Source organism: Wenyingzhuangia aestuarii, from assembly GCF_011927765.1.
Lineage (GTDB): Bacteria > Bacteroidota > Bacteroidia > Flavobacteriales > Flavobacteriaceae > Wenyingzhuangia > Wenyingzhuangia aestuarii.
Genome location: NZ_JAATJG010000010.1, coordinates 38624 through 58012, shown reverse-complemented (window position 1 = coordinate 58012; position 19389 = coordinate 38624). Strand labels below are relative to the sequence as shown.

At 31.2% G+C, this 19389-nt stretch carries 15 protein-coding genes; 6 read left to right on the top strand and 9 right to left on the bottom strand.

Translation table 11 applies throughout. The annotated features are described in order from the left end of the window. The first annotated feature begins 54 nt into the window (after positions 1-54). The 4 genes from GGR97_RS10500 to GGR97_RS10485 all read left to right on the top strand — a co-directional run bounded on the left by GGR97_RS10500 (position 55) and on the right by GGR97_RS10485 (position 7749). Complete coding sequence (locus GGR97_RS10500; RefSeq protein WP_167898476.1) at positions 55-4506, top strand: CheR family methyltransferase; 4452 nt, start codon at positions 55-57, stop codon at positions 4504-4506. 208 nt (positions 4507-4714) lie between these two features. Then, positions 4715-5923: an alginate export family protein gene (locus tag GGR97_RS10495; protein WP_167898475.1), complete on the top strand. Its 1209-nt coding sequence runs from the start codon at positions 4715-4717 to the stop codon at positions 5921-5923. Between the two features lies 1 nt (position 5924). Next, positions 5925-6683, top strand: coding sequence for a molybdate ABC transporter substrate-binding protein (gene modA / locus GGR97_RS10490; protein ID WP_167898474.1), 759 nt, complete (start codon positions 5925-5927; stop codon positions 6681-6683). Between the two features lie 37 nt (positions 6684-6720). Continuing rightward, entirely contained in the window at positions 6721-7749 is a 1029-nt protein-coding gene (locus GGR97_RS10485) for a DUF4421 family protein (RefSeq protein WP_167898473.1), read from the top strand. A 76-nt stretch (positions 7750-7825) separates the two neighbouring features. Here GGR97_RS10485 and GGR97_RS10480 read toward each other — a convergent pair whose 3' ends face one another. From GGR97_RS10480 to GGR97_RS10445, 8 genes are all read right to left on the bottom strand, one after another. Further along, positions 7826-8635, bottom strand: coding sequence for an enoyl-ACP reductase FabI (locus GGR97_RS10480; protein ID WP_167898472.1), 810 nt, complete (start codon positions 8633-8635; stop codon positions 7826-7828). A gap of 65 nt (positions 8636-8700) precedes the next feature. Next, the gene (gene recN, locus GGR97_RS10475; protein WP_167898471.1) at positions 8701-10359 is read right to left on the bottom strand and encodes a DNA repair protein RecN; all 1659 of its coding nucleotides are present in this window, start codon (positions 10357-10359) and stop codon (positions 8701-8703) included. Between the two features lie 13 nt (positions 10360-10372). Further along, entirely contained in the window at positions 10373-11269 is an 897-nt protein-coding gene (gene porD / locus GGR97_RS10470; RefSeq protein WP_167898470.1) for a type IX secretion system protein PorD, read from the bottom strand. Further along, complete coding sequence (gene coaBC, locus GGR97_RS10465) at positions 11262-12473, bottom strand: bifunctional phosphopantothenoylcysteine decarboxylase/phosphopantothenate--cysteine ligase CoaBC (RefSeq protein WP_167898469.1); 1212 nt, start codon at positions 12471-12473, stop codon at positions 11262-11264. The genes porD and coaBC overlap by 8 nt, the downstream gene beginning before the upstream one ends. A 6-nt stretch (positions 12474-12479) precedes the next feature. After that, on the bottom strand, positions 12480-12800 hold the full coding sequence (locus GGR97_RS10460) for a DNA-directed RNA polymerase subunit omega (RefSeq protein ID WP_167898468.1): 321 nt from the start codon (positions 12798-12800) through the stop codon (positions 12480-12482). A 20-nt stretch (positions 12801-12820) separates the two neighbouring features. Next, complete coding sequence (locus GGR97_RS10455; RefSeq protein WP_167898467.1) at positions 12821-13636, bottom strand: outer membrane protein assembly factor BamD; 816 nt, start codon at positions 13634-13636, stop codon at positions 12821-12823. A 10-nt stretch (positions 13637-13646) separates the two neighbouring features. After that, a complete protein-coding gene (gene dapA, locus GGR97_RS10450) occupies positions 13647-14531 on the bottom strand; it encodes a 4-hydroxy-tetrahydrodipicolinate synthase (protein ID WP_167898466.1) in 885 nt (294 codons plus the stop codon). A gap of 154 nt (positions 14532-14685) precedes the next feature. Then, on the bottom strand, positions 14686-16071 hold the full coding sequence (locus GGR97_RS10445; RefSeq protein WP_167898465.1) for a trypsin-like peptidase domain-containing protein: 1386 nt from the start codon (positions 16069-16071) through the stop codon (positions 14686-14688). A gap of 198 nt (positions 16072-16269) precedes the next feature. Between GGR97_RS10445 and GGR97_RS10440 the strand changes: the two genes are divergently transcribed. Both GGR97_RS10440 and GGR97_RS10435 read left to right on the top strand, forming a co-directional pair. Then, positions 16270-17616 (top strand): 3-keto-disaccharide hydrolase, encoded by a 1347-nt coding sequence (locus GGR97_RS10440; RefSeq protein ID WP_167898464.1) that lies wholly within the window; start codon positions 16270-16272, stop codon positions 17614-17616. Between the two features lie 5 nt (positions 17617-17621). Further along, on the top strand, positions 17622-18950 hold the full coding sequence (locus tag GGR97_RS10435) for a Gfo/Idh/MocA family protein (RefSeq protein WP_167898463.1): 1329 nt from the start codon (positions 17622-17624) through the stop codon (positions 18948-18950). A gap of 52 nt (positions 18951-19002) precedes the next feature. On the opposite strand, the gene GGR97_RS10430 is transcribed toward GGR97_RS10435, so the two are convergent. Then, positions 19003-19350, bottom strand: a complete 348-nt coding sequence (locus GGR97_RS10430) for a phage holin family protein (RefSeq protein ID WP_167898462.1) — start codon at positions 19348-19350, stop codon at positions 19003-19005. Between the last annotated feature and the right edge of the window lie 39 nt (positions 19351-19389).

The following is a 19389-nucleotide window of genomic DNA, read 5'->3' as shown; positions in this document are numbered from 1 at the left end:
CTATATTAGTAAAGCTATAGACTTAGTTGTTTACAAAAAAATATTTGCGCTAATATGGAAAAGAATACTAAAGATTTTTATGTGGTTGGTATAGGTGCATCTGCTGGTGGGCTTGATGCTATTCAACAATTATTTGATAAAATTCCCGATGATACAGGGATGGCCTTTATAATTATTCAACACCTTTCTCCCAACTTTGTAAGTTTAATGCCGGAGCTTTTAGCCAAACACACTAAAATGCCCATTTACACTTCCGATGAAAATCAAAAAATACAACCCAATTGTATTTACTTAAATCAACGAAGCTGTAATTTGCAAGTTAAAGATGGGGAACTACATTTAGTAGATAAAACTCCAATTCTTAACTTACCTGTAGATCTTTTTTTCGAAAGCCTAGGACAAGCATACAAATCTAAATCTATTGGAATCGTTTTATCAGGAACAGGTTCCGATGGCTCTAGAGGTATTAAAGTTATTAGTGAACAGAGCGGTTTGGTTATTGCGCAAGAACCAAACTCTTGTCAATTTAACGGAATGCCTAAATCTGCCATAGACACTAAGTTGGTTGATTTTATATTAGATCCTGCAGGAATAGCAGAACTTATAAGCACCATTCCTACTAACGATCCTTTAAATTCTATAGAAGAAAAATTGTTTTCAAAAACTAACAAAAGCCTCCTATTAGCCATTTTAGATGAAGTTTACAAACACTCTAACGTGGATTTTAAAAAATATAAAAACTCAACCATTGTTAGAAGGATTGAAAAAAGAATGCACATTAATAACATTAATGAAATTTTTGAGTATTTAAAATTCTTAAGAAAAAATGACGATGAAAAAACAGCTTTGAAACAAAGTTTCTTAATTGGAGTCACTCGTTTTTTTAGAGATACAGAAGCTTTTGATATTATGAAATCTAACATAATACCTGCTATTTGTAATGCTAAAAAAACATCCGAAACTATAAAAATATGGACCGCTGGTTGCTCTACAGGTGAAGAAGTTTATTCTATTGCTATTTTATTTGATGAATATATTACAAAACATAAACTTGAATTAAGTTTTAAAATTTTTGCAACAGACATAGACAATAAATCCATTTCTATTGCAAGTGCAGGAGAATACAGTATTAATACTGTTCACGAAATTGACAAAGTTTATTTTGATAAATATTTTGTTAAAACAGGAGACAGAATAGCTATTGTAAAAAATATTAGAGATAGAATTGTTTTTTCTAATCATAACATTCTTAGCGATCCTCCATTTATTAAAACAGACCTAATAACTTGTAGAAACTTATTAATTTACATAGATAACAAAGCGCAAGAAAAAATCATGAACGATTTTCAGTTCGCTTTAAATAAAAACGGTTATTTATTTTTAGGAAGCAGCGAATCCTTAGGGAAAATATCTGATTGTTATAAAGTTATAGATGTAAAATGGAAAATATTTCAAAATATTATAGAAGGTAAATTTAAACCTTCTATGTCTAGACCTATTGATGATTCCAATTCAGTATCCTACACAAGTAACCCACTTAGAAGAGTGAATTTAACAAATACCTATTCAACAAGAGAAACCCCAGAGTTAGTATACCTTAGGTTTTTAAGCAAAAGATATAGTCCTGATGCTATTTTTATAGACAAAGGCTTTAATATATTATTTATTACAGGAAATGCAGGACAAAGACTTATTCACAACGAAGGAGTCTTTCATAACAATTTATTGAAAATTGTAAAAATAGACCTTGCTGCCATTATTAGAACTAATGTTTTAAAAGTTGAAAAAGAAGGTAAAGACATTACCATTACAAACATAGTTAATAAAAAAGATGATCACATTTATACTTTTGATTTAACTATACACAAACCTAAAAACCAACCAACACTTAATGATGTTTACGTTTTAGAGTTTAGTAAAGAAACTATACCTGAAGAAGATACTACTGTTATAAATAACTTTTCTTATGAAGACCTTCCTAAACAACATTACGAAGAGTTAGAAAACGAATTAAAAGCAACACAAACAGAGCTTCAAAATGTAGTTGAAGAATTAGAAACTAGTAACGAAGAGTTACAATCTTCTAATGAAGAGCTAATGTCTTCTAACGAAGAACTGCAAAGTACTAATGAAGAGCTACAATCTGTTAACGAAGAATTATACACCGTAAATTCTGAATTTCAAGAAAAAAACAAAGAATTAAAGCTTCTTAATAATGATGTAAACAATTTTATGAACAGCACCAATATAGGTACGTTGTTTTTAGATACCAATCTGCTTATAAGAAAGTTTACACCGGCACTTAAAAATCACTTTAACTTACAAGATTCAGATATAGGAAGACCTATAGCAAGTTTTGCTTCTAATTTTGATTACGAAACAAAAGAGTCTATCATAAAAAACTCTAGAGAAGTTTTAGAAAAATTAATTGTTTTTGAAAAAGAAATAACAGACAATGATGGAAACGTATTTTTAAAACGTATTCTGCCATTTATTACCATCGATAAAAAAATAGAAGGTGTTGTAATTACTTTTGTAGATATCAATCAGCTAAGAAAAACAGAAGAACAGTTAAACGCTATAGAAGGTAGATACAAAAGCTTGTTTCAAAACTTAAACGAAGGATTTGCACACGCTAAAATTGTTTTAGACAACAACGGAAAACCTATAGATTGGATTTACTTAGAAGTAAACCCTGCTTTTGAAAAACAAACAAGACTAAAAACAGAAGATGTAGTAGGGAAAAAAATTACTGAAATACTACCTGGTATTAAAGAAGACCCTGCAAATTGGATTGAAGTATACGGACATACTGCCATAACTGGAGAAGAACAATTTATAGAGAACTACTCTATGGACTTAAACAGATATTATTATGTACACGTATTCTCTCCTAAAAAAGGAGAATTTGCAGCAACTTTTGCTGATATCACCGAAATTAAACACAAAGAAGATGCCTTAAAACGAAGTAAAGAAGAACTACAAAAAGTTCAAGAAATTACTCGTGTAGGTAGTTGGTCTTTAGATTTAAAAACAAATGAGGTGTTATGGAGTACAGAACTATACAAAATGTATGGTTTTGACCCAGACAAACCTGTACCACCTTACCCAGAACACCAAAAACTATTTACCAAAGAAAGTTGGGAAATACTTTCTACCTCTTTAAACAAAACCATAGAAACAGGAATTCCTTATGAACTAGAGTTGCGTACTATTAAAGGAGATGGTACTAATGGTTGGATGTGGGTATTGGGTGAAGCTATAAAAGATGAGAACGGTAAAATTGTAAGACTTAGAGGAGCTGCACAAGATGTTACAGACAGAAAAAATATTGAAGAGGAATTAACAAGTGCTAAAAAAGTAGCAGAAAATGCCAATTCACAAAAAAATCATTTTGTAGCAAATATGAGTCACGAAATAAGAACTCCTATGAATGCTGTTATTGGTTTTTCAGAATTATTAAAAGAAAAAGATTTAAGCGAAAAAGACAAAACAAACTTTTTAAAAATAATAGACAACAACTCTAAACAACTTTTAAATTTAGTTGATGATATTATTGATATTGCTAAAATTGAATCTGGTGAATTAAAAATAATTGAAGGTGTTTGTCATTTACCAACCATCTTAACAGAACTTTATCAAACGTTTAACCAAATAAAACAAAGCAAAGACAAAAGCAACATCAACTTTAAATTAATTATTCCAGAAGAATATAAAGATTTAGAAATAATTACAGATAAGTTAAGAGTTAGACAAGTTGTAACCAATTTATTAAACAACTCTCTTAAATTTTCAGAAGAAGGAACCATTACATTTGGTTTTGATGTTGTAGGTGATATTATTTCAATTTTTGTAAAAGACCAAGGTATTGGAATTCCAAAGCACAAAACAAAAGAAATTTTTGAACGTTTTAAACAAGTAAACTATCACGAAAGTGCAAAGTACGGAGGTACCGGCTTAGGACTTACTATTTGTAGAGGTATTATAGATTTATTAGGAGGAGATATTTCTTTTGAATCTAGTTTAGGTGTAGGAACAGACTTTTTAGTAACCATACCTTTAAAAAGATCTACCAGAGTTTCTAAAGGGGAGCACAAACCTGTTCAAAATGAAAATACTAATCTTAGCACTGATGAGTTATTAAAAGGAAAAACAATTTTAATTGCTGAAGATGAAAAGCTGATTCGAATATTTTTTCAACAAGTATTTAAAAACATAGATATTAATATCATTTTTGCAGAAAATGGTGCTGAAGCTGTTGAAACCTACAATAAACAAAAAGATATTATTAATGTAGTCTTAATGGATATTAGAATGCCTATTATGAATGGTTTTGATGCTATGCAAGAAATTTTAAGCGACCATCCTGATGCTAAAATTATAGTACAATCTGCTTTTGTTAGAGCAGAAGAAAAAGACAGAGCCTTAAAATTAGGAGCTGTAGATTATGTTACCAAACCTATTATTAGAGCAGAATTGCTAGAAAAAATTAAAAAATGGATGTAATTTCTATTTAATCACTTAAAGCCTATACTTGTTATAGGCTTTTTTATTCCCTAAGATTTTACTTAGGTTTGCAACTTATTAATTATATCATTTATTAGTAATGCTAGCTAACAAACACATTCTTTGCAAACTATTTTTTATAGTTACTTATTGTGTATTTTCACAAACAGAAAATTCAATATTTAACACTCAAAACTCAGAATTTAACATGAGTTTAGAATATAGACCTAGAGCAGAATATAGACAAGGATATAGAAGTTTACCAGAACAAGATTCTGATGCTTCTTTTTTTATATCACACAGAGCTAGAATTAATGTAGACTATCACACAGAAAAATTCTTATTTCACACCACGTTACAAGATATTAGAATTTGGGGAGATACAGATCCTAGAGCAAGTAGCGGAAAAGCTCAGTTTTACGAATTTTATGTTCAACCAAAAATCAATAAAAATTTATCTGTACGTATAGGTAGACAACGTATTTTGTATGATAATCAAAGATTGTTTGCCGAAAACAACTGGAGACAAGCAGGTGGTCAACACGATGCTGTTCGATTTATGTATAAAAAAGAAAATTTAGATATTGATGTAATTGGTGCCTACAATCAAAACGAAGCAGCAGAATTTGGAAATTCTTTTAACATAGATTGGGATATTTACAGAGCTATGGCTGCCAATTTTATAAAGTACAAACTAAACAACCATTTTACATTAACAGCTATTAATATTGCTGATGAATATACAGACCCTAGTACCAATAACGTTAAAGGATATTGGAAATTTACCAACGGAGGTAGATTAACTTATCAAACAAACGACCTAAGCTTTACGATGGCTAGTTATTATCAATGGGGGAAAATAGAAAGTGGAAAAAAACACAATGCTTATTACCTAGAGCCCGAAATTAAATGGGTTAGCAGCCCTACCTACAGTATTAAACTAGGTGCTCAAATTTTTAGTGGAGATACCAATAAAAACGACAATGTTTCTACATCTTTTTTAGCGCAATATGGAGCTTTTCACAGACATAATGGTGGAATGGATTACACCCAAAAAACAGTAAGAACTAATGAACATGAGGGAATTGTAAATCCGTACATTACCCAAGATTTCACTTTTAATTCTAAATTTAGTTTAAACTGGCAGAGTCACTTATTAGGTTCTCAAACGCAATTAACAGAAACAGTTAATAGTACTACTAAAAAGCTTAACAAATTTTATGCTTGGGAAAACGATTTTAGATTCTTTTACAAACCTAACAACTATACAAAAATTGAACTAGCTCACTTATTCTTATTACCAGCAGATAGTATTTCTGCCATTGACATAGGTAAAGATGGTGATACCAATAAAATTGCTCAATTTACCTATTTGGTTATTAATTGGACTCCCAACCTTTTAAACATTCGTAAATAGAATGAGAACTCTATTCTTTGTTTTCGTCTTGTTCATTACGCTTACTGCTTGTCAAAAAAACAATGCTAACAAGTTAAATATAGCTGTAGCAGCCAATATGCAATTTGCTATAGAAGAACTTGCGCTAACATTTACAGAACAAACAGGAATAGCAATAAATATTATTTTGGGCTCTTCAGGAAAACTAACTGCACAAATAACACAAGGAGCTCCTTATCATGTTTTTATGTCTGCAGACATGAAATATCCTAAAACTCTATATACCGATGGTTTAACAGTTAACACTCCTAATATTTATGCCTTGGGTAGTTTAATACTTTGGAGCACTACAGATAGTATAAACCCCAGTTTACATACCTTATTAAATGATCAAATTAAACATATAGCCATTGCAAATCCTAAAACAGCTCCCTATGGAAAAGCAGCTGTAGAAGTATTAAAAAAACACAAGCTATACACGGTATTAAAGGACAAACTGGTCTTTGGCGAGAGTATTTCACAAGTCAATCAGTTTGTGAGTTCTAAAACCTCTCAAATAGGTTTTACCAACAAATCTGTAATCTATCAATTAAATGCTACTCAAATTAATGCATGGACCGCCGTTTCTAAAAATGACTACACTCCTATTGAACAAGGTATTGTAATTTTAAAGCAATCTGATAAAGAACTTCAAAAATCATGGCAATTTTTAGAATTTATGCTATCCCAACAAGCTAAAGAAATACTATTGAAACATGGTTACACAACCTACGCTGAATAAAACACAATTTGTATTTTTGTGTGCAAACTTTTTTTAATTGAAACAGCAAAAAAAATTATTCATCCTTTTTTTAAGTATTAGTTCCTTTGTATTTGCACAAGAGGAAACTAAAAACAATGCTTACATTAAAACCTTTAAAGAATATTTTGCTTTAAAATTAAGTACTAGTAATAGTGCCAAGAGTTTTACTATTACATCTCCACAGACCTCTTATACTTTGTCTCCACAATCCAAGCAAATTCCTAAAATTGGATTAAACTATCAATTTATATCAGTGCAAGTAACACTACCTATTATAAATTATATTAATGATTTTGATAGCAGAAAAGGAACTACAAAAACAACAGATATTGGTTTAAATATATTTATGCCTCATTGGCATCATTATTTTTTATATCAAAAAACAAAAGGATATTATTTAAAAAACACAGAAGATTTTATAACAAATTGGAATGATCAAAAAGATGATTATATTCAATTTTCAGATTTGGTTTACAAAGAATATTCAGGAATTTCTACTTTTGCTTTAAATCCAAATTTCTCTTTAAAATCGCTAACCAATCAAAGTGAAAAACAAATGATAAGCGTGGGGAGTTTTATTCCTTCTATATCCTACAAGTACTATATTATAGACAATCAAGAAAATATTACTAGTGATAATAGTACTCAAAAATCTAACAATTTAGAATTTATACTACAGGTTGGTTATATGTATAATCATATACTTACTAAAAACTTTTTTATATCTGGTGGTCTTTCTGGAGGTGCTGGTTACAAATACACTAAATTATTAACTCGATTAGATAAAGATGAAGTCCGAAGTAAAAATCACAGTAATTCTATACAATTAGAAACTGACTTTACATTGGGTTATGACAACAATCGTTTTTACAGTGGTTGTAATATTTCTAGAACTATTAACAAACACTTTCAAAAAAGAAGTACAGCTACTCTTATAGAACAAACCATACGTTTAAATGTTTATGTGGGCTATAGATTTGATCCTCCTAAAAAACTAGATCATTATATAAAGGAGAAGATTATGAAAAAATACAACATTAAATAGCAATACTTTTGCAACACAAAAAAGCCTTCACAAATTGTGAAGGCTTTTTATTTATAGTGTTTTACAAGAACTATTCTTAGTCTTCAAAAGCTTCCATAATTTCGTTAGAAACTCCCATATTAGAGAATCCACCGTCATGGAATAAGTTTTGTAAAGTAACTTTTTTAGTTAAGTCAGAGAACAATGTAATTGTATAATCAGCACATTCTTGAGCTGTAGCGTTTCCTAATGGAGACATTTTTTCTGCATAGTTAATAAATCCAGAGAATCCTTTAACTCCATTACCTGCTGTAGTAGCTGTTGGCGATTGAGAAATAGTGTTTACACGTACTTTATGATCTCTACCAAAGAAATATCCAAATGAACGAGCAATAGACTCTAAATAAGCTTTGTTATCAGCCATATCATTATAATCAGGAAATACTCTTTGCGCTGCCATATAAGTTAAGGCAACAATAGATCCCCACTCTGCCATAGCATCTTTCTTATATAAAACTTGCATTACTTTATGGAAAGACAATGCAGAAATATCAAAACCTTTGTGAGTAAAGTCGTAGTTATTATCTGTATAGTGAATTTTCTTACGTACGTTAACAGACATACCGATTGAGTGTAAAACGAAATCAATTTTTCCACCTAAAATCTCAACTGATTTTTCAATTAAGTTTTCAATATCCTCTAACTTAGTAACATCTGCAGGAATAATTTCAGAACCAGTTTTTTCTGCTAATTCTTTAATTTCTCCCATACGCATTGCGATAGGTGCATTTGTTAACACAAAAGTTGCTCCTTCTGCATGTGCAGATTCTGCTACTTTCCAAGCAATTGAATTAGAGTCTAAAGCTCCAAAAATGATTCCTCTTTTACCTTTTAATAAATTGTACATATGTATATTTTAAAATAGTGTATTCTATAATTTAAATAGATTTTGGCAAATATAAGTTTTTCCTACTAAATACTTAGTAATTGTTCTGCATGTTCTATAGCAGATTGAGATTTTTCTTTACCACCTAGCATTTCGGCAATCTCATTAACTCGTTCTTTTGCATCTAATTGCGTTAAATAAGTTATGGTTTCTTGTCCTTCTACCTGCTTGTAAACTTTGTAATGTTGTTGTCCTTTAGAAGCAACTTGTGGCAAGTGCGTAATGGTAATTACCTGCATATTCTCACCCATTGCCTTCATTAAATCTGCAATTTTTGTGGCCACTTCTCCAGATACTCCAGTATCAATTTCATCAAATAAGATCGTAGGTAAACTCACAAATTTTGATAAAATCATTTTAATCCCCAACATAACTCTAGACAGCTCTCCACCAGAAGCTACTTTTTTTAACAAACCAAAATCTGATCCTTTGTTAGATGCCAACATAAACGCAACATCATCAATACCGTATTCTGATAATTCTTTTGTTGTTTGAATTGCTACGTTAAACTGAGCATTTTCCATTCCCAATTTGCTTAAAATAGATTCTAATTCTTTTTTAAAATTAGCTACTATCTTTTTTCTATTGGTTGATATTTTAGTCGCAATGGCAAAGGTTGCTTTTTCTTTATTTTTAACATTTTGTTCTGCATCTTTTAACAAATCTGCAGCATCTTCTACTTGTCCCACTTTAATAGCTAGCTGATCTCTAACAGCTATTAACTCTTCTAAAGAAGTTACAAAGTGTTTCTTTTGTAAATCAAACAATAAAGACAATCTGTTGTTTAACAGCTCTAACTCTTCTGGGTTTGCTTCTACACCTTCTGCATGTTTTTCCAATTCAAAAACCAAATCATCCAATTCAATTTTTAAACTTTTAGCTCTTTCGTGTATTAGTTTGTATTCTGCATCAAAAGGAGCAATTTTAGACAAAGAGGTTTGCAATTGATTTAACAGTGTTTGTAATCCAATTTGTTCTTCTGTAGATACTTGTAGGCTATCAAACAAACCAATTTTAATATCCTCTGCATGCGATAGTTTTTCAATATCAGCTTCTAGCGTCTCAATTTCATCAACTTCTTTTAATTTTGCTGTTTGTAATTCTTTGTACAAATGCAAATTGTATTCGTATTGTTGTTGTGCTTCTTGTTGATTGGCTTTTAAAACAGCTAATTCTTTAACTGCTTTTTTGTAGTCTTTTAAAGCTACTTTATAATCACTTAATAAAGTGGTATTTCCTGCCAAAGCATCTACCACATAATATTGATAGGTTTTGTCTGACAAAGCCATGGTATTGTGCTGTGAATGGATGTCTAACAAATACTCTTTTAACCCTTGTAAAGCTTTTAAATTTACAGGAGTATCGTTTACAAAAGCTCTTGTTTTACCGTTAGGCAATAGTTCTCTTCTAACAATGGTAGACGATTCGTAATCTAATTCCAAGTTTTCAAAAATCTTAGATAAATCATAAGCACCAATTTCAAATTCGGCTTCTATCACACATTTTTTATCCTTGTCTTTTAAGTTCGATAAATCTGCTCTGTTTCCCAAAACCAAACCTAAGGCACCCAATAAGATAGATTTACCTGCACCGGTTTCTCCTGTAATTACAGAATATCCTTTGGTAAAATCCACTCGTAATCTCTTGATCAAAGCATAGTTTTGAACAGTTAAAGAAACTAACATATATAATTAGGTTTTAATTAGAATAAATTTGCTTCCACTTTTTAGAATTGTTGGGAGCTACTTTTTTTAAGACTGAAATTAGTGGAGTGGTATCTACTCCTCTATTTTTTCTAAAGATGTTTACAATTTCATCAGACTTAGCATCCATCATCATTCTGACTAAGATGTTATTCGGGTTAGAATCGTATAATTCTTTTAAGGTTAACGTTACATCTAGTAACTTTTTAGCTGCTGTTTTTTGATTTTTTTCAAAAGAATCTAAACAATCATAGTGATACGAATAGTATATTTTTCTAAACGTCTCATTACTCTGCGCTAATAATTGATCTACCAAAGTAAAACGGGTAACCGTACTTCTTTTATTATCCCAACCTATAGACCCTGATTGCTGAGCTTGGTTGGCAATAGTTAAAGCTGTATTTAAATAACCTTCTCCTCCTTGATTGCTAAACGTATCTGCATACACACCTAAAATTAAATAGGAATAATAAGAAATTACAGAAATTAAATTAGACTCATACACATTGGCATTAAAGTTTAACGGTTGAAATTCTGTATATCTAAAAGTAAAACTATTGTCTTGATGATTGATAAGTGGGCTATAATACACCGAATTAAAAACAGGTCTAGAAGCTTGTACTTGTATAGTTCCTTTGTAAGAATTTGTTCCTGTTTGCTCAGTTAACAAAATGGTAAAAGCACATTTAATTCGTTCGTGTTCTTTAAAATCAACATTAGTCCATTTGGTTTGGTTAATTAATTCTGTAATAGAAGTTTCTAATGTTTTAAATACCTGATTGTTAGAAACAGAAATCTGATCTGCATTTACAGTTACACTACAGTTTAACTCCTGTGCTTTTACTCCTGTAAAAACAAGTAGAAAAATCCATAAAACAAACTGTCTATACATTTAGTTTTTTAATAATAAAGGTTAAAATATCTCCAGCTACTTCGGTTTTAGATTTTGTTTCAAACTTTTGGGCTTGGAAATCTTTATCAATAATAGTGATTTTATTGGTATCTTTTGCAAAGCCAGCTCCTTTATCTCTTAAAGAATTTAACACTATAAAGTCTAAATTTTTACGCTGTATTTTGCCTTTGGCATTCTCTTCTTCATTATCGGTTTCTAAAGCAAAACCAACCAATAATTGATGTTCTTTAGTTTGACCTAAAGAAGCCAAAATATCTTTAGTAGGTGCTAATTCAATTTGTAAACTAGCATCTTTCTTTTTAATTTTTTGAGCTACTACTACTGCCGGTTTGTAATCCGCAACAGCTGCAGAACAAATGGCAACATCAACATTTTTATAATATTCGTGACAGGCATTGTACATATCTTCTGCACAAACCACATTAATACGTTTTACAAAAGAATGGTTTATTTGTTGACTGGATGGTCCTGATACTAAAATAACTTCGGCACCTAAATTAGCTGCTGTTTTAGCAATTTCAAAGCCCATTTTTCCAGATGAATGATTTCCAATAAAACGAACAGGATCAATAGCTTCATAGGTAGGACCAGCAGTAATCAATACTTTTTTTCCTTTTAAAGGTAGTTTTGATTGTACGTTTTTTTCTATAAAAGCCACAATATCTTCAGGTTCTGCTAATCTTCCTTCTCCTATCAATCCACTTGCTAATTCTCCACTAGTTGCGGGAATGCAAATATTTCCAAAAGAAGTTAATTTAGCAATGCTATCCTTGGTAGATGGATGTTGATACATATCTAAATCCATAGCTGGTGCAAAATACACTGGACATTTGGCTGATAGATAAGTTGCTAATAAAAGATTATCACAAACTCCATTGGTCATTTTAGCCAACGTGTTTGCCGTAGCCGGTGCAATTAACATTAAATCGGCCCAAAGACCTAAATCTACATGATTGTTCCATACAGCGTTCTCATCCTCTTCATTGTAAAAAGTAGAATGAACGGGATTTTTTGACAACGTAGAAAGAGTTAACGGTGTCACAAATTCCTTAGAAGCAGGTGTCTGTACAACTTGTACTTGAGCACCTGCTTTTATAAATTGTCTTACTAAATGAGCCGTTTTATATGCTGCAATACCTGCACTAACTCCTAATAAAACTTTTTTCCCATTTAATATGCTCATAGAAAACTAGTCTTGTTCTGGTTTTCTGTGGTATATTTTTCCTTCTAACCACTCTTCTACTGCAATAGCATGAGCTTTAGGTAATTTTTCGTAAAATTTAGAAACTTCTATTTGTTCTTTGTTTTCAAATACTTCTTCTAAACTATCATTGTAAGTAGCAAACTCTTCTAATTTATCTACCAATTCTTTCTTTAAATCACTACCAATTTGAGTAGCTCTTTGAGAAATAATAGAAATCGCTTCGTAAATATTTTGCGTTTCTGCTTCTACTTTAGACTTGTCATAAGTAATAGTAGATAACGGAGCTTCTGTTTTCTTGTAATCCATGATATATTTATATAATTATCTTAACTGTTTTGTTCTTGTTTTGGTTGATTTTCTTTTATAAGCTTTTCGTACAACCCGTTTGCTTCTTTTAAGTATTCCGATGATGGGAATGCTTTTTTATATCTAGTGTAAGCTTTTAAAGCTTCTTTTATTCTGTCTTCTTTTTTATGAGATACACTATTAATTCCTAATTCAAAAGCCGATTTAAATTTATAAAACATTGCTTCTTCTTTGTAAGAAGTACCTAAATAATCTAAAATTACATTATCAAAAGCAACTATTGCCGATTTGTAATTTCCTATTTTAAAGTATTGTTTTGCTATTTCAAACGCTTTTTTTTCAAGTTTTAAATTTAACTCATCAACTCTTTTGTTTGCTTCTGCAATTTTATCTGAATCTGGATTTTTATCAATAAAATTTTGAAAAGCTTCCAGAGCTCGTTTTGTATCTGTTTGCGTTACACTGTATTTTGGAGATAATTGAAAATAACTTTCTGCAATTCTATATTGTGCATTTTCTATTTCCGTACTCTTAGGGTAACTTCTTATAAACTTTTCGTAATAATAAACAGCTGTTGTATAATCTTCCACATTATAGTTTGCATCTGCCAAACGAAAAGTAATAACTTCTGCTTGAGGTTTGGTAGCATATTCTGGCATAATTAACTCATACAAACGAATTGCTTTTTCAAAAGAACCTTCTTTGTACAAGGTATTTGCCATGTTGTAACGTTCAGAACCGGTACCTTTGTTTAACACCTTGTTATATTTTCCACAAGATGATAATGTAACAGCTGCTAAAAGAACAACTAAACTATATTTAAAAACTTTACGCATATATTTTTTTTTATGAAGCAACGTAAAACGATTCTACAAATTGTCTTAAGTCTGCTTTTAATTTTGGAGTAGCCTCTAGCAAAGGTAATCTTACTTTACCTGTAGACATTCCTAATATTTCTAATAAAGCTTTCACTCCAACAGGGTTCCCCTCGTTAAAAATTAGCCCTATACTTTTTTGTATTTTATATTGAGTAGCAAATGCTTTTCTTCCTTTATCTAACAATCCTAAACGAATCATGTGAGAAAATTCTCCAGGAAACGCTTGACCTACTACAGAAATAACTCCTGCTCCTCCTGCTAAGGTAATTGGCAATGCCAACATATCATCACCAGAAATCACTAAAAAGTCACTAGGAACAGCTTTAATTAACTTTAAAGCCTGATCCATATCTCCTTTAGCTTCTTTTACCCCAATAATATTTGGAATTTCTGCCAATCTTGCAATGGTCTTAGGCAACACATTAGAACCTGTTCTACCTGGTACATTATATAATATAATATCTACCGGACAAACCTCTGCTATTGCTTTGTAATGTTGATAAATTCCTTCTTGTGAAGGTTTATTATAAAAAGGAGAAACTGATAAAATGGCATCAATAGCCGTAAAATCAGTTCTCTTTATTTCTTCTATAACCGCATTTGTGTTGTTTCCACCAATACCTAATACTATAGGTAATCTACCTGCATTTGTATTAATGATTGTAGCTTTCACTAGTTCTCTTTCAGCATTAGTTAAAGTAACTGCCTCTGCAGTAGTACCAAGTACTACCAAATACTCAACAGCATTATCTATCTGAAATTCAACTAACTTCTCTAAAGTCTGAACATCTACATTTCCATCATTATCAAAAGGGGTTATCAATGCAACTCCTGTTCCCAAAAAACTACTCATCTTTTACTTATGCTCTTTAATAATTGTGCTAGCCTGCAAATTTAGTATTTTATTTATAGAATATCTACTAAATATACGCTCCATACCAAATAAGCTGTGATATTTTAACATAAACTTAAAAGGAGTTGATTTTTTAGCAGTATTTATACGTAGACTACCAACCTCTAGAAAAAGTTTCTCGTTCTCCTTTCAGATTTATAATTACTAGTTTATTAATATCTTCTGCATTTTTTACCATGCCTTTTACTTTCTCCACATCATCTAAACTATTTAACCCATAATTATTGATAGACACAATTACATACCCAGGTCTAATTCCTAATTTTTGTAAATCTTTGTTGTTAATTTTAGCAACTCTAACTCCTTTAGAAGTTCCTAAATCTTTTCTTTCGTTTTCTTTTAATTCGTGAAACTGAATTCCAAAAGCCTCAGTAACCAACTCACTAATTTCTGATAATTTTACTTTTAAAACTTTTTCTACACCATCTCTATCAATAGTCACTAAAACTTCATCACCGGGTCTTTTAGCAACCAACTGTCCTACTAAATCAGAAAATTTGTGAATTTTAACCGCATTAATTTTTTTAATTACATCTCCAGATTCAATTCCTCCTTTATCGGCCCCAGTTCCTTTAGACACATCTGAAATATAAACTCCATCTACATCAGATTTAGGTTGTGTTGTTACTCCTAAAACAGCTCTTTTTACAGAACCACTTTCCATTAAATCTTCTACTACCCTTTTTGCTATGTTTGAAGGTACTGCAAATGAATACCCAACAAAAGATCCTGTTTGTGATGAAATGGCAGTATTAATTCCGATTAACTCCCCTCTAGTGTTTACCAAAGCTCCCCCACTATTTCCTGGGTTTACAGCTGCATCTGTCTGAATAAAAGATTCTATATTATTATTTCCTTCTAAATCTCTTCCTTTTGCACTAATAATTCCTGCTGTTACAGTAGATGTTAAATTATATGGATTTCCTACAGCTAACACCCATTCTCCAATTTTAGAAATATCAGAATCTCCAAAAGTCACAAAAGGTAAATCTGTTGCTTCTATTTTTACCAAAGCAATATCTGTAGACTTATCTGTTCCAATTAATTTAGCAGTGTACTTCTTTTTGTTATTTAACACAATTTCTATATCTGATGCATTTTCTATTACGTGGTTATTGGTAATAATGTATCCATCAGGCGAAATAATAACTCCACTACCTGTTCCAACTCTTTCGTACTTTCTACCTCCGTGTCCTTGTCCAAAAAACAATTCTGCAAACGGATCTTGTTGTATTCCTACAGATGTGTTTTTTACGTGAACTACGGAATTAACAGTTGCTTCTGCTGCAGTTGTAAAATCTGTCAAATTTTCAGCTGCCACTAATTTTGTATTAGATGTATAGACTGGAAAATGTGCTACCTTTTCAGTTGTATTTATTGCTTGAGAATTAACCTCAGGTGTTATAAATTGATGATACAGGGTAAGTGACACAAAACCTCCCAATAACGCTACTGCAAATAATTTAATATTCTGTTTCATGTTTTTATATTTTTTTAATCACTATTACCCAATTTTCAAAAACTATGCCAATACATATAATTCAACCAAACCCTATATAGAGTGCTTATTCGTAATAAATCCTACTAGTTCCTAAAAATAATTAGTTTTATGTAGAAAAAATTAATAATTTCACAACCGTGTACGAACACACTAATATTCATATTTAAAAAATATAAAATGAAACAATTACTTATCACAGCAGTGTCATTGCTAACACTTTTCACATCATGTGGTCAAAAAGAAAACAAATCTCCTTGGAAAAACTTAATAATTGACAACACCCTAGAAGGATGGAATATTAAGGGAGGAGCATCTACTTATGAAGTAAAAGATGGAGTTATTACAGGAACTACCGGTAAAAACACTCCTAACACGTTTTTAACGACTAATGAGTATTATGGAGATTTTATTTTAGAACTTGAATATTTAGTAGATCCTAATGCAAACTCAGGAATACAAATTAGAAGTAATAGTTTTCCCGAATATAATAACGGAAGAGTACATGGTTATCAAGTAGAAATTGACCCATCTGAAAGAGCGTGGAGTGGTGGAATTTTTGAAGAAGGTAAAAGAGGTTGGTTAAATGATTTAGAAGACAATACAGCCGCTAAAAAAGTATTTAAACAAAATGATTGGAATAAATACAGAATTGAAGCTATTGGTGATACCATCAAAACATGGATTAACGGAGTTCCTGCTGCACACCTAATAGATAGCGAAACTGCATCTGGTTTTATTGGTCTACAAGTACACAGAGGAAAAACAGGTACACAAATTAAATGGAAAAATATAAGAATTATTTCTAAAGATGCCAAAAAGTATAGTACCAAAACCCCCGTACCTCCAGTAGCTAAACGTAATACCATTAGTGCAGAAGAAAAAGCACAAGGTTGGGAATTACTATGGGATGGTAAAACCAAAAATGGTTGGAAAGGTGCTAGATCTGATGAATTTCCAAAACAAGGTTGGAAAATTAGAAACGGAATTTTATCTGTTTTATCTTCTGGCGGAGCAGAATCTGCAGCTGGTGGAGATATTGTTACTAAAGAATCTTTTAGCGACTTTGAGTTAAAAGTAGATTTTAAATTAACTCCAGGTGCAAATAGCGGTATTAAATATTATGTAGACACAAACATTAACAAAGGTCCTGGATCTTCTATTGGATTAGAATATCAAATTTTAGATGATGCTTTACACCCTGATGCTAAAAAAGGAAATCACGAAGGAAGTAGAACAGTAGCTTCTTTATACGATTTAATTCAGGCAGATACAAACAAACCTATTAAAGCTATTGGAGAATGGAATACAGCGTATATTAAATCTGTAAACAACCATGTAGAGCACTGGTTAAACGGTGTAAAAGTTTTAGAATACGAAAGAAAAAGTGATGATTTTAAAAAATTAGTTTCGGAAAGTAAATACAAAAAATGGAAAGGTTTTGGTATGCTTAACGATGGAAGAATTTTATTACAAGATCACGGAGATTTAGTTTCATTTAGAAATATAAAAATCAAAAAACACTAACAGAAATGGATACAAGAAGAGAATTTATAAAAAAAACAGCAACAGGTAGTGCCGGATTAATTTTAGGAGCATCTTTGTTACCCAACTTTGGATACTCTAATATTCTAGGAGCTAATGAAAGAGTAAATGTAGCCGTAATTGGTGTACGTAGTAGAGCTAGATCTTTAACATCTGCAATAGCTAGATATTCTGAAGCAAAAGTTATCTACACCTGTGATGTTGATGATAAAATTATTGAAAAAAACAATGTTTTCTGTCAAGAAACTCTAGGATACGTTCCACAAGTAGAAAAAGATTTTAGAAAAGTATTAGAAGATAAAAGTGTAGATGCCGTATTTATTGCTACTCCAGAGCACTGGCATGCTCCTATGGCAATTATGGCTTTACAAGCAGGAAAACACGTATATGTAGAAAAACCTTGTAGTCATAACTTACACGAAAATGAGTTATTAGTTGCTGCTCAAAAGAAATACGGAAAAGTTGTACAAATGGGAAATCAGCAACGTTCCGCTGAAACTAGTAAACTTGCAGTAAAAGAAATTAAAGAAGGAATTATTGGAGATGTCTATAAAGGAGAAGCCTACTACTCTAACAATAGAGGTTCTATTGGTACAGGTAAAAAGATTGCTGTTCCTAGTAATTTGGATTGGGACTTATGGCAAGGACCAGCCCCTAGAGAAGCTTATAGAGATAATATTCACCCCTACAATTGGCACTGGTTTAAAACATGGGGTACAGGAGAAATTCACAACAACGGTACCCACGAAATTGATATTTGTAGATGGGCTTTAGGAGTAGACATTCCTAAAACAGTAACCTCTTTTGGAGGTAAATACACCTACAAAGATGATTGGGAATTTGCAGACAATCAACAGGCTACTTTTACATATGATGATAATAAATTTATTACTTGGACAGGACACAGTCGTGGAAAAATAATGCCTAGCCAACCAGGACGTGGAGCTACCATTTACGGAAGCAAAGGTTCTATTTTATTAAGCAGAAATAATTATCAATTATTTGATTTAGGAGGTAATTTAATTAAAAAAGTAGATGAAAAAGAAAAGAGTGCAACATTAAACACAGCAGGTGCTGGTGGATTAGATGTTAGACATATTGCTAACTTTTTTAACGCTATCCGTTTAGGAGAACAACAAAACTCTCCAATTACTGATGCTAGTATTACAACTATGACTTGTCATTTAGGGAATATTTCTCAACAATTGGGAAGAACATTAAATATCAACACCAAAACAGGTAGAGTTATAAAAGATAGAGAAGCTCTAAAACATTGGAAAAGAGATTACGAAAAAGGTTGGGAACCAAAACTGTAACCCAACCAATTACATTATTTTAAATAAGCTTAAAGGTACATTACTTTTAAGCTTATTTTTTTTCTAAGCCAAAAACAGAAGACAAAATAGATTCTAAGATGGATAGTAACAAACTAAACAACAAAGCAACCCACAAACTACTTACAGAAAACCCTGATGTTAAATAAGCTGCCATGTTTATAATAATAGCATTAATAACTAACAGAAAAATTCCTAAAGTAAATACCGTTATTGGCAAAGTTAGTAACACTAACACAGGTTTTACAAATAAGTTTAAAATACTCAATACCAAAGCTACCCAAACAGCAGTAGACATACTATCTACCTCTACCCCAGGTAAAAAATTAGCAATAATAATTACCGCTAAGGCATTCACTAATAATTGAACAATATAATTCATGTTTTTTTTTAAAGTTACAATTCTATTTAACTACACACA

What these genes read in the sequence shown, in the direction of transcription:
- GGR97_RS10500 (WP_167898476.1), top strand. Translation starts at nt 55, where the DNA reads ATGGAAAAGAATACTAAAGATTTTTATGTGGTTGGTATAGGTGCATCT.
- GGR97_RS10495 (WP_167898475.1), top strand. Translation starts at nt 4,715, where the DNA reads ATGAGTTTAGAATATAGACCTAGAGCAGAATATAGACAAGGATATAGA.
- modA (WP_167898474.1), top strand. Translation starts at nt 5,925, where the DNA reads ATGAGAACTCTATTCTTTGTTTTCGTCTTGTTCATTACGCTTACTGCT.
- GGR97_RS10480 (WP_167898472.1), bottom strand. Translation starts at nt 8,635, where the DNA reads ATGTACAATTTATTAAAAGGTAAAAGAGGAATCATTTTTGGAGCTTTA.
- recN (WP_167898471.1), bottom strand. Translation starts at nt 10,359, where the DNA reads ATGTTAGTTTCTTTAACTGTTCAAAACTATGCTTTGATCAAGAGATTA.
- porD (WP_167898470.1), bottom strand. Translation starts at nt 11,269, where the DNA reads ATGTATAGACAGTTTGTTTTATGGATTTTTCTACTTGTTTTTACAGGA.
- coaBC (WP_167898469.1), bottom strand. Translation starts at nt 12,473, where the DNA reads ATGAGCATATTAAATGGGAAAAAAGTTTTATTAGGAGTTAGTGCAGGT.
- GGR97_RS10460 (WP_167898468.1), bottom strand. Translation starts at nt 12,800, where the DNA reads ATGGATTACAAGAAAACAGAAGCTCCGTTATCTACTATTACTTATGAC.
- GGR97_RS10455 (WP_167898467.1), bottom strand. Translation starts at nt 13,636, where the DNA reads ATGCGTAAAGTTTTTAAATATAGTTTAGTTGTTCTTTTAGCAGCTGTT.
- dapA (WP_167898466.1), bottom strand. Translation starts at nt 14,531, where the DNA reads ATGAGTAGTTTTTTGGGAACAGGAGTTGCATTGATAACCCCTTTTGAT.
- GGR97_RS10445 (WP_167898465.1), bottom strand. Translation starts at nt 16,071, where the DNA reads ATGAAACAGAATATTAAATTATTTGCAGTAGCGTTATTGGGAGGTTTT.
- GGR97_RS10440 (WP_167898464.1), top strand. Translation starts at nt 16,270, where the DNA reads ATGAAACAATTACTTATCACAGCAGTGTCATTGCTAACACTTTTCACA.
- GGR97_RS10435 (WP_167898463.1), top strand. Translation starts at nt 17,622, where the DNA reads ATGGATACAAGAAGAGAATTTATAAAAAAAACAGCAACAGGTAGTGCC.
- GGR97_RS10430 (WP_167898462.1), bottom strand. Translation starts at nt 19,350, where the DNA reads ATGAATTATATTGTTCAATTATTAGTGAATGCCTTAGCGGTAATTATT.